The sequence below is a fragment of the Bradyrhizobium lablabi genome (assembly GCF_900141755.1).
Classification (GTDB): Bacteria; Pseudomonadota; Alphaproteobacteria; order Rhizobiales; family Xanthobacteraceae; genus Bradyrhizobium; species Bradyrhizobium lablabi_A.
The window spans coordinates 6,190,822-6,206,258 of the sequence record NZ_LT670844.1 but is presented as its reverse complement, the minus strand read 5'-3'; the positions used below and the strand labels follow the sequence as shown (position 1 = coordinate 6,206,258).

Annotated in this window: 14 protein-coding genes; 9 read left to right on the top strand and 5 right to left on the bottom strand. The window is 61.2% G+C overall.

Translation table 11 applies throughout. From position 1 onward, the window contains the following. Positions 1-47: 47 nt before the first annotated feature. The gene (locus B5526_RS28700; protein WP_079543145.1) at positions 48-1,025 is read left to right on the top strand and encodes a Bug family tripartite tricarboxylate transporter substrate binding protein; all 978 of its coding nucleotides are present in this window, start codon (positions 48-50) and stop codon (positions 1,023-1,025) included. A gap of 99 nt (positions 1,026-1,124) precedes the next feature. Next, a complete protein-coding gene (locus B5526_RS28695) occupies positions 1,125-2,459 on the top strand; it encodes a Rieske 2Fe-2S domain-containing protein (RefSeq protein ID WP_079543144.1) in 1,335 nt (444 codons plus the stop codon). Between the two features lie 31 nt (positions 2,460-2,490). On the opposite strand, the gene B5526_RS28690 is transcribed toward B5526_RS28695, so the two are convergent. Beyond that, positions 2,491-3,255, bottom strand: coding sequence for an SPFH domain-containing protein (locus B5526_RS28690; RefSeq protein ID WP_079543143.1), 765 nt, complete (start codon positions 3,253-3,255; stop codon positions 2,491-2,493). A 60-nt stretch (positions 3,256-3,315) separates the two neighbouring features. Between B5526_RS28690 and B5526_RS38530 the strand changes: the two genes are divergently transcribed. Then, positions 3,316-3,657: a hypothetical protein gene (locus tag B5526_RS38530; protein ID WP_172842130.1), complete on the top strand. Its 342-nt coding sequence runs from the start codon at positions 3,316-3,318 to the stop codon at positions 3,655-3,657. 40 nt (positions 3,658-3,697) lie between these two features. Next, entirely contained in the window at positions 3,698-4,024 is a 327-nt protein-coding gene (locus B5526_RS28685) for a DUF3551 domain-containing protein (RefSeq protein WP_172842129.1), read from the top strand. A gap of 173 nt (positions 4,025-4,197) precedes the next feature. Here the strand turns inward: B5526_RS28685 and B5526_RS28680 are convergent, their stop codons facing one another. After that, positions 4,198-5,055 carry an alpha/beta fold hydrolase gene (locus B5526_RS28680; protein WP_079543141.1) on the bottom strand — a complete coding sequence of 286 codons (858 nt, stop codon included), beginning with the start codon at positions 5,053-5,055 and terminating at the stop codon, positions 4,198-4,200. Between the two features lie 76 nt (positions 5,056-5,131). Next, a complete protein-coding gene (locus B5526_RS28675; protein WP_079543140.1) occupies positions 5,132-5,536 on the bottom strand; it encodes a hypothetical protein in 405 nt (134 codons plus the stop codon). A gap of 120 nt (positions 5,537-5,656) precedes the next feature. Between B5526_RS28675 and B5526_RS28670 the strand changes: the two genes are divergently transcribed. Continuing rightward, positions 5,657-6,244 carry a TetR/AcrR family transcriptional regulator gene (locus B5526_RS28670; protein WP_079543139.1) on the top strand — a complete coding sequence of 196 codons (588 nt, stop codon included), beginning with the start codon at positions 5,657-5,659 and terminating at the stop codon, positions 6,242-6,244. Between the two features lie 7 nt (positions 6,245-6,251). Here B5526_RS28670 and B5526_RS28665 read toward each other — a convergent pair whose 3' ends face one another. Further along, positions 6,252-7,304, bottom strand: coding sequence for a hypothetical protein (locus tag B5526_RS28665; protein ID WP_079543138.1), 1,053 nt, complete (start codon positions 7,302-7,304; stop codon positions 6,252-6,254). A gap of 258 nt (positions 7,305-7,562) precedes the next feature. Here B5526_RS28665 and bamA point away from each other — a divergent pair, with 258 nt between their 5' ends. From bamA to B5526_RS28650, 3 genes are all read left to right on the top strand, one after another. After that, positions 7,563-9,884 carry an outer membrane protein assembly factor BamA gene (gene bamA, locus B5526_RS28660; RefSeq protein WP_079543137.1) on the top strand — a complete coding sequence of 774 codons (2,322 nt, stop codon included), beginning with the start codon at positions 7,563-7,565 and terminating at the stop codon, positions 9,882-9,884. 251 nt (positions 9,885-10,135) lie between these two features. Continuing rightward, positions 10,136-10,447 (top strand): hypothetical protein, encoded by a 312-nt coding sequence (locus B5526_RS28655; protein ID WP_433994667.1) that lies wholly within the window; start codon positions 10,136-10,138, stop codon positions 10,445-10,447. Between the two features lie 237 nt (positions 10,448-10,684). Then, entirely contained in the window at positions 10,685-10,870 is a 186-nt protein-coding gene (locus B5526_RS28650; protein ID WP_079543135.1) for a hypothetical protein, read from the top strand. Positions 10,871-10,957: 87 nt separating this feature from the next. Here B5526_RS28650 and B5526_RS28645 read toward each other — a convergent pair whose 3' ends face one another. Further along, positions 10,958-11,860 carry an alpha/beta fold hydrolase gene (locus B5526_RS28645; protein WP_244562081.1) on the bottom strand — a complete coding sequence of 301 codons (903 nt, stop codon included), beginning with the start codon at positions 11,858-11,860 and terminating at the stop codon, positions 10,958-10,960. Between the two features lie 907 nt (positions 11,861-12,767). On the opposite strand from B5526_RS28645, the gene B5526_RS28640 reads away from it, so the two are divergent. Beyond that, on the top strand, positions 12,768-15,269 hold the full coding sequence (locus tag B5526_RS28640; protein WP_079543133.1) for an arylsulfatase: 2,502 nt from the start codon (positions 12,768-12,770) through the stop codon (positions 15,267-15,269). Positions 15,270-15,437: the final 168 nt, after the last annotated feature.

The window sequence follows — 15,437 nt, the reverse complement described above, 5'->3', positions numbered from 1 at the left end:
CGCTACGCTCTCCCAACGCTGACCCGGTATCTTAGGGAGCGACTGCGATGAAATTTGCGCGCCGCCAGTTCCTGCAGCTAGCTACGATGGCAGTCGGTATTCCAGCTGTCTCGCGCATCGCCAGCGCCGAGGCCTACCCGACACGGCCGGTACGCCTTGTCGTCGGTTTCGCCGCCGGCGGTGCACCCGACATCGCGGCGCGCCTGGTGGCGCAATGGTTGTCGGAACGGCTCGGCCAGCAGTTCATCATCGAGAACCGGCCGGGTGCCGGCGGCAATATCGCCACCGAGGTCGTGGTGGAGGCGCCCGCCGATGGCTACACGCTCCTGCTGATCAACTTGTCGAACGCCGTCAACGCGACGCTCTACCAAAAGCTCAAATACGATTTCATCCGCGACATCGCGCCGGTTGCGAGCATCAGCCACGAGAATTACGGCATGGAGGTGCATCCCTCATTTCCAGCTAAGACGGTCCCCGAATTCATCAGCTACGCCAAGGCCAATCCGGGCAAGCTCAATATGGCGTCACCCGGCAGCGGCACCGGGCCGCATATGGCCGGCGAGCTATTCAAGATCATGGCCGGCGTCGACATGGTGCATGTGCCCTATCGCGGTTCACCGCCCGCCCTGACCGATCTGCTCGCCGGGCAAGTGCAGATGATGTTCAGCCCGCTGTCCTCATCCATCGAGTATGTCAGAGGCGGCAAGCTTCGTGCGCTGGCCGTGACCACGGCGGTGCGCTCGGAAGTGCTGCCCGATGTCCCGACCGTGGGAGAGTTCGTGCCCGGATACCAGGCCAGCGGCTGGTTCGGCGTCGGCGCGCCCACGAAAACGCCCGTCGAGATCGTTGACAGGCTCAACCGGGAGATCAACGCCGGCCTCGCCGATCCAAAGCTGAAGGCGCGGCTTGCCGACCTTGGTGCTACCGTGTTTGTCGGTTCGCCGTCCGACTTCGCAAAGCATATTGCCGCCGAAACCGATAAGTGGGGCAAGGTGGTCCGGACGGCCAACATCAGGGCCGACTAGGGGCCGTCCGGTTCCAAGGGATGGGGGCGCACCAGGCACCCGCGATCTGTGATAGCATATCGTCAATTAAGCGGCGCAAGGCCGCATCGGGAGGGCAGGATGACAACCGCGACCGAAGGCAGAGAGCTCACAGAAGTCGGCCCCGGAACAGTCATGGGTGAGCTGATGCGGCAATACTGGATTCCCGCAGCGCAGTCCTCTGAACTGGCGCGCGACGGGGCGCCGGTTCGGCTGATGCTGCTCGGCGAGAAGCTGATCGCGTTTCGCGACAGCGCCGGCCGGGTCGGCGTCATGGACCATCGCTGCCCGCACCGCTGCGCCTCGCTGTTTTTGGGACGCAATGAGGAAGGCGGCATCCGCTGCATCTATCACGGCTGGAAGTTCGACGTCGCGGGCAACTGCGTCGACATGGCGAGCGTGCCGCCGCACCAGGATTTCAAGCACAAAGTGAAGGCCAAGGCCTATCCAGCCGTCGAGCGCGCCGGGGTGGTCTGGGTCTATATGGGATCGAGCGCCAAGGCGCCGCCGCTGCCGGCGTTTGAAATCCTCGATGTTCCCGATGACGAGGTCAGCGTCACCTTCATCCAGCGCGAATGCAACTACCTGCAGGCGATCGAGGGCGAGATCGATACTTCGCATTTCGGCTTCCTGCACGCCGGCCACGTCGACCCGGACGATGTGCCGGAGGATGATCCGGTCCACCATACCATCACCAACCGTGCGCCCGAGTACCACATCACCGATGCCGCTTGGGGCACGCAATACGCAGCCTACCGCGCGGCCGGCCCGGACAGCACCTACTGGCGCTTCGCCAACTTCCTGTTTCCGTTCTGGAGTCAGGCGCCTAATGGCGAGTTCGGCAGTCACGTGCATGCACGCGCCTGGGTGCCGCTCGACGATGGCCACACCATGTTCTGCTTCCTGCGCTGGAAGCCCGGCATATCGGCGCTGACGCAGCCGCAGCCCGCCTTCAAGGACGGCAGGCCGATCGGCGGCACCGGGCGCAGCAACAAATTCCTGCCGAACACGACCGATTGGCTCGGACGTTGGCGGCTCGTCGCGAACGCAAGCAACGATTGGGGCATAGACCGCGCCGCCCAGCAGAGCAATGCGATCTATAGCGGTATAGACGGCATCCATTTGCAGGATCAGGCGATCACCGAGAGCATGGGGCCGGTCACGGATCACGCGTGGGAGCATCTGGCGCCATCGGATCAGATGATCACGCGCACGCGCCGACGGCTACTGATGGCGGCGCGCGCATTACGCGACAAGGGCGTCATGCCGCCCGGCGCCGAGGATGCCGAGGTTTTCCGTGGCGCGCGCAGCGGGTATTTCGTCAGCGACGACAAGAGTTCGTGGCAGGAGATCTATGCCAGGCAACTGGCCGAGGCGGTGCATCCTTCCCCCACCCCATTGCGTGCGGCGGAGTAGACGGCAATACCAGCGCAGCTTCGACACCGGGCTATTTCGCCGTCGAATCTTTTGAAAGCAGCGCGATCGCCTCCTGCACCGTGCTCATGAACTGCGCCGGGAAAATGATGGTGGAATTCTTCTCGATCGATATCTCCGCCATGGTTTGCAGGGTACGCAGCTGCAATGCCACGGGATGTTGCGTGATGATGTCGGCCGCCTCGCCGAGCTTCACCGCTGCCTGATATTCGCCTTCGGCGGCGACGATCTTGGCGCGGCGCTCGCGTTCGGCCTCGGCCTCCTTGGCCATCGCCCGCTGCATGTTGTCCGGCAGCGTGATGTCCTTGATCTCAACCGCCGTCACCTGGGTGCCCCATGGTTCGGTGTGAATGTCGATGACGTTCTTTATCTGGTCATTTATGCTCGCGGTATCCGCCAGTAATTCATCGAGGTTGAAGCGTCCGACCACGTTGCGCACGGTGGTCTGGCTGATCTGGTTGATCGCATTGTAGACGTTCTCGATCGCGATCACGGATTTTTCCGGATCGGTGATATGATAGTAGGCGACGGCTGCGATATCGATCGAGACATTGTCCCTGGTGATGATCTTTTGCGAGGGAATCTGCATGGTGACGGTGCGCAGCGACACCCGCACCATCTGCTGGATCGGAACGAAGATCAGCGTCAACCCGGGGCCGCGAACACCCGCAAACCTGCCGAGAAAAAACACCACCCCGCGCTCATATTGCCGGAGCACGCGAAGTGAAACGATGACATACAAGACGAGTATTGTGACAATAACGAAAATAAAGCCCATGGCGTCCTCATCGCTTGTCTTGCCGCGAAGCCTAGCACTTCACGGTCGGCTCGCCAAAGCGTGATCGGCAGAAGCGGAAGTCGGAAGAGCGCTTCTGCGAAGGCGAATCAGATCGCGACCGCCGACAAGGCGGATGCAACGGCGGATCACGTCGAGTTTATCGTCGGCCGTGCATATCCTCCCTGCTTCAAATTCAGACCTCGACAGGAATTTTTGGAAAATGGATCACTATATGATAGTCGCGTGACGGTGGTTTTCGATCATTGTATGATGATCATCCTACAATATGGCTTCGGCACGCGCATTTCGATGCTTCGACGAGCCTCGAAGAGAATTCTTTTGTTTTTTTCCGGCGCCGATGGCGCGGCAACTTATCGCATCCCATCTCCGTTGCAGGGCTGAAGCCCAGCATCGAAAACGTCACAAAAAACAGAGAGAGAAGATGAAACAGGTTCTGAAATTCGCCGCCGCACCCGCCACGGCCATGTTCGCGATGGCATTCATGACGATGGCGACGCCTGCAAGCGCCGGCGATTACTGCGTCACCAACACTTCCGGCATGCGTGGCTGCGGCTATGCCACGATGGAGCAGTGTCAGGCCGCGGTTGCCGGCGTGTTCGGCAATTGCTACCGGGATCCGTTCCTGCCCGCCGCCGGCACTTCCGCAAGCAAGGGTACTTCCACGAACAACGCGCTGGCCTATCAGCCGAAGCATGCGGGCGCAAAGAACGTCGCGCGTCACGGCAAGACGGCGGTCGACAACCAGTAAGCTCGCATCCGCGAGCTTGCCTTAAAAACAATTTCCTCTTGCGCGCGGCCTTTGAAACGATGTTTCAAGGGCCGCGATGCTATTGACCGGGAGGTCGCCGCTCCAGTCCGCAAGCGACTTCGCTTCTGCCAACCTAGATAGCCAACGTAGATAAAAGTCGCTGAAGTCGCCCTCTATCGCCAGAAGTTTCGGAGCGCGGTCGCCAACTCGACCGGCCGCTCCCAGGAAAAGAACAGTTTCGCGCCTTCCAGTTCGACGACTTCGCGCGCTCCCGGGATCGCGCCGCGCAGCCAATAGGCCCATTTCACGGGAAAGAACACGTCGGCCGTGCCCCAGACGATCAACGTCGGAGCCTCCAGTTTGCGAAGTAGGGGCTCGACGGCAACAGTTTGCCTGTTGTCGAACGCTGTAATGAAGCGTTCGAGGTTGCGTACCGATGCGGGAGAATCGAACAGAGGCTCGAGCCAGGTTTTGAAGTCCTCAGGTGATAATTGTTCCGGATGTTCGAAGCCGGTGCCAAAACTTGTTCTGGCGAATGCCACGTCTTCGAGCATGCGCTGGCCGATCGCGCCAAGCCCGCCCGCCTTCGCAAGCCTGTGCAGCGGCTCTGCCTGCTTCGGCGGCCAGTTGTCGTGAGCATCGCAATCAGTGAGCACAAGGCTCCTGATGCGCTCCGGGTGGCGTGCTGCGAAAATCTGGGCGATCCCGCCGCCGCTGTCATTGGCGACGACGTCCACGCGATCGAATTTCATGGCCTGGCAGAACGCGGCGAGCATGTTCGCTTGCGCGTCGAAGGAGAGGTCCTGGTCAGCGCCGGCCCGCGTTGCGCCATGGGCGAGAATATCGATTGCGATGCACCGCCTGGTGCCGGCCAACTGCTCGATCAGCCTGTCCCAAAGATGGCCGTTCAGGAGAACGCCATGGACAAAAATCGCGACCGGTCCCGATCCGGCCTCCCGGTAGGCGATGTTTCCAAATTCGGTCACGACGTATTTGTATTCGTGATCTGAAGGCGGCGCTTTCGTCGGCATGTCGGTCTGTCCTTGTTATGGTACGTCGGATGCGGGATCGTGGAAGCCGGGCCAAATCGAATGGCGCGCCGTGCTTTCACGCCTTCAACTGGTTTTCCAAAACGAACGACGCCACCGCCAATGAAAGACCGACTGCATCGACGGCATAGAGCACGAGTATGGTCGGACCGTAGCCGGCGACACCCGCATTGAGCGCAAAGCTGACCAATCGGCCCGCGAGCAGGCCGCCGTAGATGGCGCCCAAGACAACAAACGATGTTTGTCGCGATAGCTGGCCGAACAGCGAGGCCGTGCAGACGAAGGCTGCCGCCAGGAAGAAGCCGGAATATTGCGCTCTGATTTCGTTGATCCCGCCGCTGTTGACGATCCCAAGGCCGAGGCTTGCGGCAAACCGTTCCGGCGCGGTGGCGCTGCTCCACGTCGTCAACAGAAAGAACAAGGTATTGATCACCAGAACAGCGGTCCCAAAGATTGACGCCATGACCGAAACCTTTCAGTTGCGCCGCCCATGCAATAGGATGCGTCGGCGGCTAAGGAGCGATCAACATAATCCAATTATGTTACATTTTCTAATTATGTCAAGTGGCAGGACGATCGGGCCGTGGTGAAATCGCGCAAGGAACAGAATCTCGAAGCAACCCGCGCCGCGCTGATGGCCGTGGCACGGAAGCATTTCGCCCGTGACGGCTATTCCGATGCGGAGATCGGCAAGATCGCCGCCGACGCGCGGGTCACGACGGGCGCCGTCTATCATCACTTTGCCAGCAAAAAGGGGCTGTTCATCGCGGTCGCGGAAGATCTGGAAGCCGAAATATTGGCAACCGCCGCTTCAGCTAAATCGGATGATCCCTGGCAACGTCTAAGGCTGGGCTTTGAGAAGCTGATCGATCTCTGTGCATCCCCTGCGGTGCAGCGCATCATCTTCGTGGAAGCGCCGCAAGTGGTCGGGCCCGAGGCCTGGCGCAAGGTCGAACTTCGCTACGCGTTCGGAACGCTGCGCACCGTGCTCGGCACACTGCGCGACGCCAAGATCATCAAGCCCTACCCTGTCGACCTGATCGCGCGGACGCTGCTGGCGCTGTTGCACGAGACTTCCGCTGAGCTGGTCCGCTCGAAGCACGATCCGAAGGTTCGCGCAGAGATCAGCGATATGGTGACGGGCATGTTCGACGTTTTCCTGGTTCGCTGATCTCAGGTCATTGCTGCTTTTCCCAGAATGACAGCAGGCCCTGCGATGCCGAGCCGCCGATCACGCAGGGGATGCCGACCGCGACCTGGCCGAGCGCCGCCGCAGAGACGCAGCCTAAGGCGACCGCGCCGACGCCGACCTGGCCCCAGAAGTCGAGATTGCGCCTTGAATCCGAACCCTTGGTCTTGAGCTCATCCACCGCAGCGAGCGCATCCTTGCGCACCGAGCCGAGCTGAACGGTGTCGGCGGCCTCGATCACCTCGCCGAGCGGCAGCTTGATCGCCTCAGGCTGGTTCGGCAGTTCGCTGCGGAGAAACTCGCGCAATCCGGCATCGCGCACCGCGTAACTTGCGAGCGTATAGCGCGCCATGCTGCCGACCGTCAGCTTGTCGATGGTGTCGCGGCTTTTGCTCCAGGGCAGCATCTCCATGATGCGCAGGATCGGAAGGTGGGAGCCGGTCGCGAAATAATATCCCCACAACGTGTCCAACAGGTCCTGATTGCCGGCGAAGGTCTGCGCCATCTTCAGCTTCTTGTCGTCCTTGGCGAAGGGATTTTTGGTGAAGGCACCGCGCAGCCGGTCGAACATGCCGGGCTTTGCGTCTTCCAGCGGGATGTTGGCGAGCGTCGGCAGCGTGCCAGCGAGGTAGCTGTCGATCATCACCTTTCGCCCCGGCATCCTCGGCGCGACCCGGCGCAGCAGATTCCGCCAGTCGGGCAGCCCCGAAAAGGCGATGGCGCGGACGATCACCCATTCGTCTTCCGGAGGCACGGGAAAGAAACTGTTCACAAGCTGCTCGGCCTTGGCCGGGTTCGATCCGATCGCACCGGCGATGAAGCCGAGATAGATGCCGGCGTTCTCCGGCTCCTTGAAAGTTTGCGCGTGGAATAGCACGCGCACGGCGGCGGGGACGTGGGCGTAATCCGGCTTGGCGCGGTAATTGTAGATCCATTGCTGCACGACGCCGAGCGAGGCGTGCGGGTCGACCTCCGGTGAGACCGCGGCCTGTGCCGGCGTGATCAGTAACAAGGTAGCTGTGAGGAAAGCTGCGTAGCGCATGTGATGCTCCGAGGAAGCACGTTCGCACCCGCGGCGGTCGCGGCGCCAACGTTTCCGGCTCTTTGAGTAGGAAACATTTGAAGCGGCTCTACGACATTTTCGGGAACGCACGGTTCGCAGCCGCGTCGAAATTATGGCAAGCCGTGAACGCTTCGGCCCGCAACTGACCTTATCCCAGACATTCTTTCGCCCTGCGCGGGCAATTCGATCGCACCCTGTCGAATGGGAGACAGGCGGGACGTGATCAGGCAATCCAGAATGCCACGCCAGCAATGCCGGTCGAAAGCAGCCGGCGTGTTGCTTGTCACCTCGCTCGCGCTTTTCGTTGCGCAGGCCGCCGCGGCCGAGACCATCGAGGTAGAGGGCAATCGCCGCGTCGACGCCGAGACGGTGCGTTCCTATTTTCATGCCGCGCAAGACGGACGATACGACGAGGCAACACGCGATGCGGCGCTGAAGGCGCTTGTCGCGACCGGCCTGTTCGAGAACGTGACCATCGAGCGCGCCGGTGATCGGCTGGTCGTGCATCTCAAAGAGGCCCCGGTGCTCGATCATGTCGCCTTCGAGGGCAACAAGAAGATCAAGGACAAGGATCTTGCAGCCGTCGTCGAATCCAAGCCGCGCGGCGCGCTGCAGCGCGCGGTGGTTCAGGCCGACGTCGGCCGCATCATGGAAGCCTACCGCCATGCCGGGCGCGACGATGTCGGCGTGGCGCCGCAGATCATCAACCGCGGCAACGACCGGGTCGATCTCGTCTATGAGGTGACTGAGGGCAAGAAGACCACGGTGCGGCAGATCAATTTTGTCGGCAATCACGTTTTCGGCAAGCGGCAGCTCGCCGCGGTGACCAAGACTTCCGCCACCAACATGTTGAGCTTTCTGACCGGCGGCGATGACTACGACCCCGACCGGATCGCGGCCGATCGCGAGCAGTTGCGGCTGTACTATCGCAGCAAGGGCTATGCCGATGCCGGCGTGACCGCGGCGGTCGCCGAATACGATCCCGCGCTGCACGGGTTTACGCTCACGTTCTCGATCGACGAGGGCCCGCTCTATCATTTTGGCGATATCAGCGTCGTCTGCAACGTGCCGGGACTCTCTTGCGAAAAACTCCGTGCCCTGCCGGTGGCGCGCTCGGGCGCGCCATTCGACGGCGGCGCGCTGGACAAATCCGACGAGATTCTCGCGATCGAACTGGCAAAACTCGGCTACCCCTTTGCCCAGGCGCAGCCCCGCATCACCCGCGACGCCGAAGCCAAGCGCATCGATGTCGCCTTCACCATCGATCAGGGGCCGCGAACCTATGTCGAGCGCATCGAAATCCACGGCAACACGCGCACCCGGGACTATGTGATCCGGCGCGAGTTCGACATCGCCGAAGGCGATGCCTACAACAAGACCTTGATCGATCGCGCCGAGCGGCGGCTGAAGAATTTGAACTATTTCAAGACCGTCAAGATTTCGACCAAACCGGGTTCGGTGGCGGACCGTGTCGTGCTCGACGTCGAAGTGGCGGAGCAATCGACCGGCGAGTTCACGATTTCCGGAGGATACTCGACGACCGACGGCTTGCTCGCGGAGGTCAAGGTCGGCGATCGCAATTTCCTGGGGTCCGGCAAGGCCGTCAACGCCGCGGTGACCTATGGTCAGTATGGGCGCGGGATCGACCTGTCGGCATCGGAGCCGTATTTTCTGGGCACCCGTGTTTCGGCAGGGATCGAACTTTACGGTAGGCAAAACGACGCCAGCCCCTACCAGTCCTATGGCAGCGACATCTATGGCGCGACGCTGCAATTCGGCACACCGCTGACCGAGCAGATTGGCGTGCAGTACCGCTACTCGCTTTATAATCAGGATGTGACGCTGGGGTCGTCGTCGTCGACGGCGACGACGTCGCTGCCGATCCAGCAGGCCGCGGCCGCCGGTTCGCAATGGGTCTCCTCCGTCGGCGACACCGTCACGTACAACACGCTCGACAACAACAAAAGTCCGACCAGCGGATTTAATGCGCAGCTCAGGCAGGACCTTGCAGGTCTCGGCGGCGACGTAAAATTCCTGCGCACCTCCGAGGACGTGCGCTACTATCACCCGATCAACGACGACGTGGTCAGCCTGGTGCGCGCGCAGGGCGGCTATATCACCGGCTGGGGCGGCCAGCAGGTGCCATTGCTGAACAGCTTCTTCGGCGGCCCGAACATGGTGCGGGGCTTTGCGCCCAACGGCTTTGGGCCACGCGACCTCACGCCAGGCTCGACCATGGATAATATCGGCGGCAACATGTACTGGGCGAGCACGCTGGAATTCCAGAGCAACATCCCCGGCGTGCCCCAGGAATACGGTCTCAAGGCGACCGCTTTTGTCGATGCCGGCAGCGTGTTCGGCTATAGCGGGCCGACGGCGTTTCCGGGCTCGACGCAATCGCTGCAGCTCGCCAACAACAACGTCGTGCGTTCCTCGGTCGGCGCCGGCCTGACCTGGGCCTCGCCGTTCGGAAACCTGACCGTCGACTACGCGGTGCCGCTCTCCAAAGCAGCCTACGACGTGGTGCAGCCGCTGCGCTTCAGCGCCGGAGGATTTTGAGGGATGAGCGCCTCGATCTGCACCGCTGGGTGCAATGGCTACCAGTTTCGATATTCGACATAGCCTCCAAGCTTCCTTGCCATGAACCCCGGAGCTGCTCGGCGCGACCAATGCGGAGTTGCGATCTTGGCCACATTGATTCATGGGCGCCGGTGGCCGAACGTCAGGGATTTGACGTGCGTCATCAAGCAGAAGGACTATGCATGTTTTCTCAACGCAATAGGGTGAAGTGCGGCACTGCTGCGGTTCTGATGGTCGCTGGCGCGCAGGCCGCGTGGGCGCAGGAGAGCAAGATGGTTTTGTTCAAGGTCGTTACCGTCAAAGACGAGATTATCATCGGGCTCTCGGCTGACGAGCTCAAGGCTCTTGGGGGAGCCGACGCCAGCGCGGTCGCGCACGCGCTGGCGCAGAAAGGCGACATGACGGTGTGGCAATACAATGTACACCGCGGCCAAAACGGCGAATTGCAGCAGGCGCCGACCGCGAAAATTGGGCTGCTTGCAAATTCCTCGCTGCGTGTCGAACCCTACACCACGCCGTACACGATTCTGCCGCATCAATAAGTTTTCGCCGCTGCGGCGGGACTCCCGCCGCCGCGAAACCAAGCCGGAAGCCGCCGCCCCTTGCGGCGGCGCCGGCCGATCCTGGATGACAGGCGCTAGGAAAAAAGCCTCGGCGTGGAACCCGGATTGGCCGCCGCGACCCATTGCCAATTGTGTCGGGAATCGGACATAGTGACGGCTGGCTGATGGCCCGAGTGGTTGGCGTTGCGTCTTCTTTCTCCGGGAATAGAGGATACGATGCTGCAGATACCCCGGCCGACGCCGACCTGCACCCGCTTTCGGACCGAGATCGAGATGCCCTGCATCAAATGCGGCACACAGATGAGGTTGGCCTCGATCGAGCCGCACGGTCAGAATTTCGATTTGCTGACCTACCGGTGCGTCCCCTGCGTCTCGGAAGAGAGTTTTTTGCAGGCGATGTAGATCGACATCAGGCTGCGGCGCGAGGTGACGCCGCAGGTGCGATGGACCAGGTAGAGAGCTGACGGATTTTCGCGATCTCTTGATGGCCTATCCCTTTATGAAACGGAGCAGGTCCGCATTGAGGCGCTCCTTGTGCGTCAGAAACAAGCCGTGCGGCGCGCCCTCATAAACCTTCAACTCGGCATTCGGGATCAGCGCGGCGGTCGGCCGCCCGGTCGTCTCGATCCGAGCGGAGACGTCGTTGTCGCCATGAATGATCAGGGTTGGAACGGTGATCTTCGGCAATTCGGCGCGGAAATCGGTTGACGTGATTTGCCTGTTGCATTCGACCGCGACCCGAAGCGGCGTCGTCAGCATCAGCGCCATGCCCCAGTTCTGCAGGCTCAGTGAAGTGTCGGCGGTGAAGAACGCCTTCTTGCCGTCCTCCTGCTGCAGGACCCTGGTTCGAAAGAACTCCAGCTGCTCGGGCGGGACGCCGTTTGGATTATCCGCCGTTTTCGTCGCGAACGGCGTCCCCGCGGGCGCGATCAGCGCGATTTTTTCGATCCGGCTCGAACCATGCCGGCTCAGATAGCGAACGACCTCGGCGGCTCCGAACGAATGGCTGACCAGCGTCACTCCGTGCAGATCGAGCTCGTCGAGAAGCGTGGATAAATCGTCGGCGAGATTATCGCAGTCATAGCCGCCATTCGGCACCCCCGAGCGCCCGTGTCCCCGGCGGTCATAGGCGATGCAACGCAAGCCCTTTTCGCTGAGCGGACCGCGCTGATAGTCCCACATCGCGGATGGCAGCGCCCAGGCGTGAATGAAGACGACCGGTTTGCCCGCGCCCCAATCGGTATACGCCAGCTTCGTTCCGTCAGCGCATTCGACGTAATCTGCGCCACGCGTCTTTTCGTGCGAAGACGTCGGCTGCGCGCTTTTTGCTGCGCTGGCAGCGGAAACCAGCAAACCAGCTCCAAGCGCTGTTGAGGCGGTTGATTTCAACATGTGGCGGCGATCCATGGCTGTGATCCCTGATATCTCTGCGTTGGCGATGGCCGAAGGCCTTGCTCTATCGTCGCGATCATCGCGTGTTGGATGATCCGCGTCGACTACGTCCGGGGTAATTGCGTCAATGACGTCAGGATATGGCTCCGCGCCCTCGCGGCGCGATGCGCCCGAGTTGTGCTGAATTCTCCGCCCCGTGAGGGCGTGGGGAATGCCGGGCGCCGATGCACCCGCAGCCGCGCGTGTAGTGTAGTAAACACGCGCGTTAGTCACCACGAGTCCACCGGAACATCCCGGCATTCCCGCACGCAATGGTTTTAACGGCTTATTTCGTGCTCTCCCCGGTGACCGGGCTCTTTTGCCACCGTCATCCGCGAAACTTGCGTTCCGCGAACTTGACACCAGCGTCGGGGTGTCAGGACCACACGCCTTCGCCGTCCGCTTAAGCGCTGTTCGTCAATAGCGCTGCCGCGTCCACCGCATCCCATCCCGCGTCCGTGACGATCGCGATACGCCCCTCGAGTGGGACGAGACGGCGACAGTTCTAGAAGTGATTTGGGTGAATCGAAAACCAGAATATTTTTGCAAAAGGGACTGGACGGCCCAAATCACGTTGATCCGCTTCAACAAATTAGGTTTTTGAAAAACTCCGATTCGTAGATCCGGATGGCGCCGACGGGTCGCGCGACGCCGCGTTTGAATTCACTCCCGCTTTCGGGGCATAGCGGACGCGGCCGGGCTTGCCGTCGGCTCGACCTCGTCGCGAATGACCTAGAACCGACATCAGGCCCGCCGCGATGTTGAATCTAACCAGAGCGACCACCAAGGCCCAATCCTGCACTTCTGCCGAAATTGCATAGCGCGTAGAGCGGATCGGAGTAGCCTTCCGCTGAGGGAGGCTCAGTCCATGAAAACACCCGCACTGGCGTTCACTATTCTGACTTGGTCCGTGTTCGCCTTCGTTCCGGCGACGGCCCAGCAGACGACCGGCGTGCCCGGTTCGCCCGACGCCACGACGACGATCGACGGCCGTTACCTGCCGCCACCACCCCAGCCGTTCAAGGGCGACATCAATCTCAACGCCGCGCAGTCGAAACCGGCGTGGCCGACGCGGGTCGTGCCGCCGAAGGGCGCGCCGAACATCCTGCTGATCATGACTGATGACGTTGGCTTCGGGGCGCCGTCTACCTTCGGCGGTGTCATCCCGACCCCAACCCTGGATCGGATTGCAGCTAACGGACTGCGCTACACGAATTTCCATACGACGTCGCTCTGTTCGCCGACCCGCGCCGCCCTCATCACCGGCCGCAACCACCACTCGGTCGGCTTCGGCGTGATTTCGGAAATGGCGACCGGATTCCCCGGCTACAACAGCGTCATCCCCAAGGATGCTACCACTATCGGTCAAATCTTGCTGGAGAACGGATACCGTACATCCTGGTTCGGGAAAGATCACAATACTCCGACTTACCAAACCAGCCAGGCCGGCCCATTCGACCAATGGCCGACCGGCATGGGATTTGAATATTTTTACGGCTTCGTCGGCGGAGACACCAGCCAGTGGACCCCGATGCTGTTCCGCAACACCACGCAGATTTACCCGTACATCGGTCATCCCGAGTACAACCTGATCACCGCCATGGCCGATGACGCCATCGGCTGGATGAACAAGTTGAACTCCATCGATCCGTCGCTGCCGTTCCTCCTCTATTATGTCCCGGGCGGAACGCACGCGCCGCATCACCCGACGCCGGAATGGATCCAGAAGATCAGCGACATGCATTTGTTCGACAAGGGCTGGAACGCGCTGCGCGACCAGATCTTCGCAAACCAGAGACGGTTGGGGGTCATCCCGCAGGACGCCAAGCTGACCGCCTGGCCGGACAGGCTGCTGAAGACCTGGGATTCTCTAAATGACGAGGAAAAGAAACTCTTTATCCGCCAGGCAAACGTCTACGCTGCCTTTCTCGCCTACACCGACCACGAGATCGGCCGCGTCGTCCAGGCGGTCGAGGACATGGGCAAGCTCGACAACACGCTCATCATCTACATCAGCGGCGACAACGGCGCGAGCGCGGAAGGCTCGATGAACGGCGCGTTCTTCGAGCTTCTCCCCTATAACGGCGTCGATCCGTCGGTCGCCGAAAATATGAGGTTCTACGACGCCTGGGGCAGCAGCGAAACCTACCCGCACTTCGCGGTTCCGTGGGCCTGGGCGTTTGATACACCCTACAAGTGGACGAAACAGATCCCGTCTTTCTTCGGCGGCACCCGCAATGGCATGGCGATCTCCTGGCCGGCGCGGATCAAGGACAAGGGCGGCACCCGCGGGCAGTTCCACCATGTGATCGACGTCGTGCCGACGATCCTGGAGGCGACCGGCATCCCGGCGCCGGTGCAGGTTGACGGCATCGCGCAGAAGCCGATCGAAGGCGTCAGCATGGTCTACAGCTTCGACAAGGCCAATGCCGATGCACCCTCTTCGCATCACATCCAATACTTCGAGATGGCGGGCGTGCAGGGCCTCTACAATGACGGCTGGATGCTGAGCTCGGTTCCCCTCCGTGCGCCGTGGGCGTTGCTCGGCAAGGCGATTGAAAATCCCGCGACCGCCTACAAGATGGAGTTGTACGATGTCCAGCATGATTGGACGCAGTACACTGATTTGGCCGCGGACAATCCAACCAGGCTGCAGGAGATGAAAGACCTTATGTTTGGCGAGTTCGCCAAGTATCAGGTTCTGCCGCTGGATGCCTCGGCCGTAACGCGCTTGGTTGCGGCGCGGCCCTCGGTGACGGCGGGACGGAAGGTGTTTACCTACTCGACGCCCGTCATTGGCCTACCCGGCAGCGTGGCGCCACAGCTCCTCAACACCTCCTACACCATCACTGCAGATATCGATGTCCCGCCAGGAGGTGGCGACGGGTCGATTGTCGCCGAAGGCGGGCGATTCGGCGGGTATGGTCTGTACCTGCTAAAGGGCAGGCCGGTCTTCACCTGGAACCTGCTCGCGCTCAAACGGGTCCGCTGGGAAGGGCCGCAAGCGCTCTCGTCCGGTAAGCACACCATCGTGTTCGACTTCAAATACGACGGTCTCGGCTTTGCTACACTTGCCTTCAACAACATGAGCGGGATCGGCCGTCCAGGTACCGGAACGTTGACGGTGGACGGCAAGATCGTCTCGACGCAGACGATGGAGCGCACCGTGCCGCTGTCCCTGCCAGTCGATGAGACCTTCGACATCGGCTCTAAAACCGGCACGCCGGTAGATGACCACGACTATCAAGTCCCATTCACGTTCACCGGCAAGCTCAACAAGCTGACGATCTCGGTCGAGCCGCCGAAGCTGACGCCGGAGGACGAGAAGAAGCTGTCGGATGCACATCGCGCCGCACAGGACGCGAACTGACCGACGCGTCACATGCGCATTGCAAAGTGATTCCTCTCAGGCTCGGCGTCCAATTTGCTTTCGACTTACTTCCCGCCACCAGTTTGTTCAATCTTTGCCATCAGAAATCAAGATCAAGTTTGAACGACCAAAAGACCGGCTCGCGCAGGAAACTGCATCTCTGGTCCG

What these genes read in the sequence shown, in the direction of transcription:
- B5526_RS28700 (WP_079543145.1), top strand. Translation starts at nt 48, where the DNA reads ATGAAATTTGCGCGCCGCCAGTTCCTGCAGCTAGCTACGATGGCAGTC.
- B5526_RS28695 (WP_079543144.1), top strand. Translation starts at nt 1,125, where the DNA reads ATGACAACCGCGACCGAAGGCAGAGAGCTCACAGAAGTCGGCCCCGGA.
- B5526_RS28690 (WP_079543143.1), bottom strand. Translation starts at nt 3,255, where the DNA reads ATGGGCTTTATTTTCGTTATTGTCACAATACTCGTCTTGTATGTCATC.
- B5526_RS28685 (WP_172842129.1), top strand. Translation starts at nt 3,698, where the DNA reads ATGAAACAGGTTCTGAAATTCGCCGCCGCACCCGCCACGGCCATGTTC.
- B5526_RS28680 (WP_079543141.1), bottom strand. Translation starts at nt 5,055, where the DNA reads ATGCCGACGAAAGCGCCGCCTTCAGATCACGAATACAAATACGTCGTG.
- B5526_RS28675 (WP_079543140.1), bottom strand. Translation starts at nt 5,536, where the DNA reads ATGGCGTCAATCTTTGGGACCGCTGTTCTGGTGATCAATACCTTGTTC.
- B5526_RS28665 (WP_079543138.1), bottom strand. Translation starts at nt 7,304, where the DNA reads ATGCGCTACGCAGCTTTCCTCACAGCTACCTTGTTACTGATCACGCCG.
- bamA (WP_079543137.1), top strand. Translation starts at nt 7,563, where the DNA reads ATGCCACGCCAGCAATGCCGGTCGAAAGCAGCCGGCGTGTTGCTTGTC.
- B5526_RS28655 (WP_433994667.1), top strand. Translation starts at nt 10,136, where the DNA reads ATGGTCGCTGGCGCGCAGGCCGCGTGGGCGCAGGAGAGCAAGATGGTT.
- B5526_RS28650 (WP_079543135.1), top strand. Translation starts at nt 10,685, where the DNA reads ATGCTGCAGATACCCCGGCCGACGCCGACCTGCACCCGCTTTCGGACC.
- B5526_RS28645 (WP_244562081.1), bottom strand. Translation starts at nt 11,860, where the DNA reads ATGTTGAAATCAACCGCCTCAACAGCGCTTGGAGCTGGTTTGCTGGTT.
- B5526_RS28640 (WP_079543133.1), top strand. Translation starts at nt 12,768, where the DNA reads ATGAAAACACCCGCACTGGCGTTCACTATTCTGACTTGGTCCGTGTTC.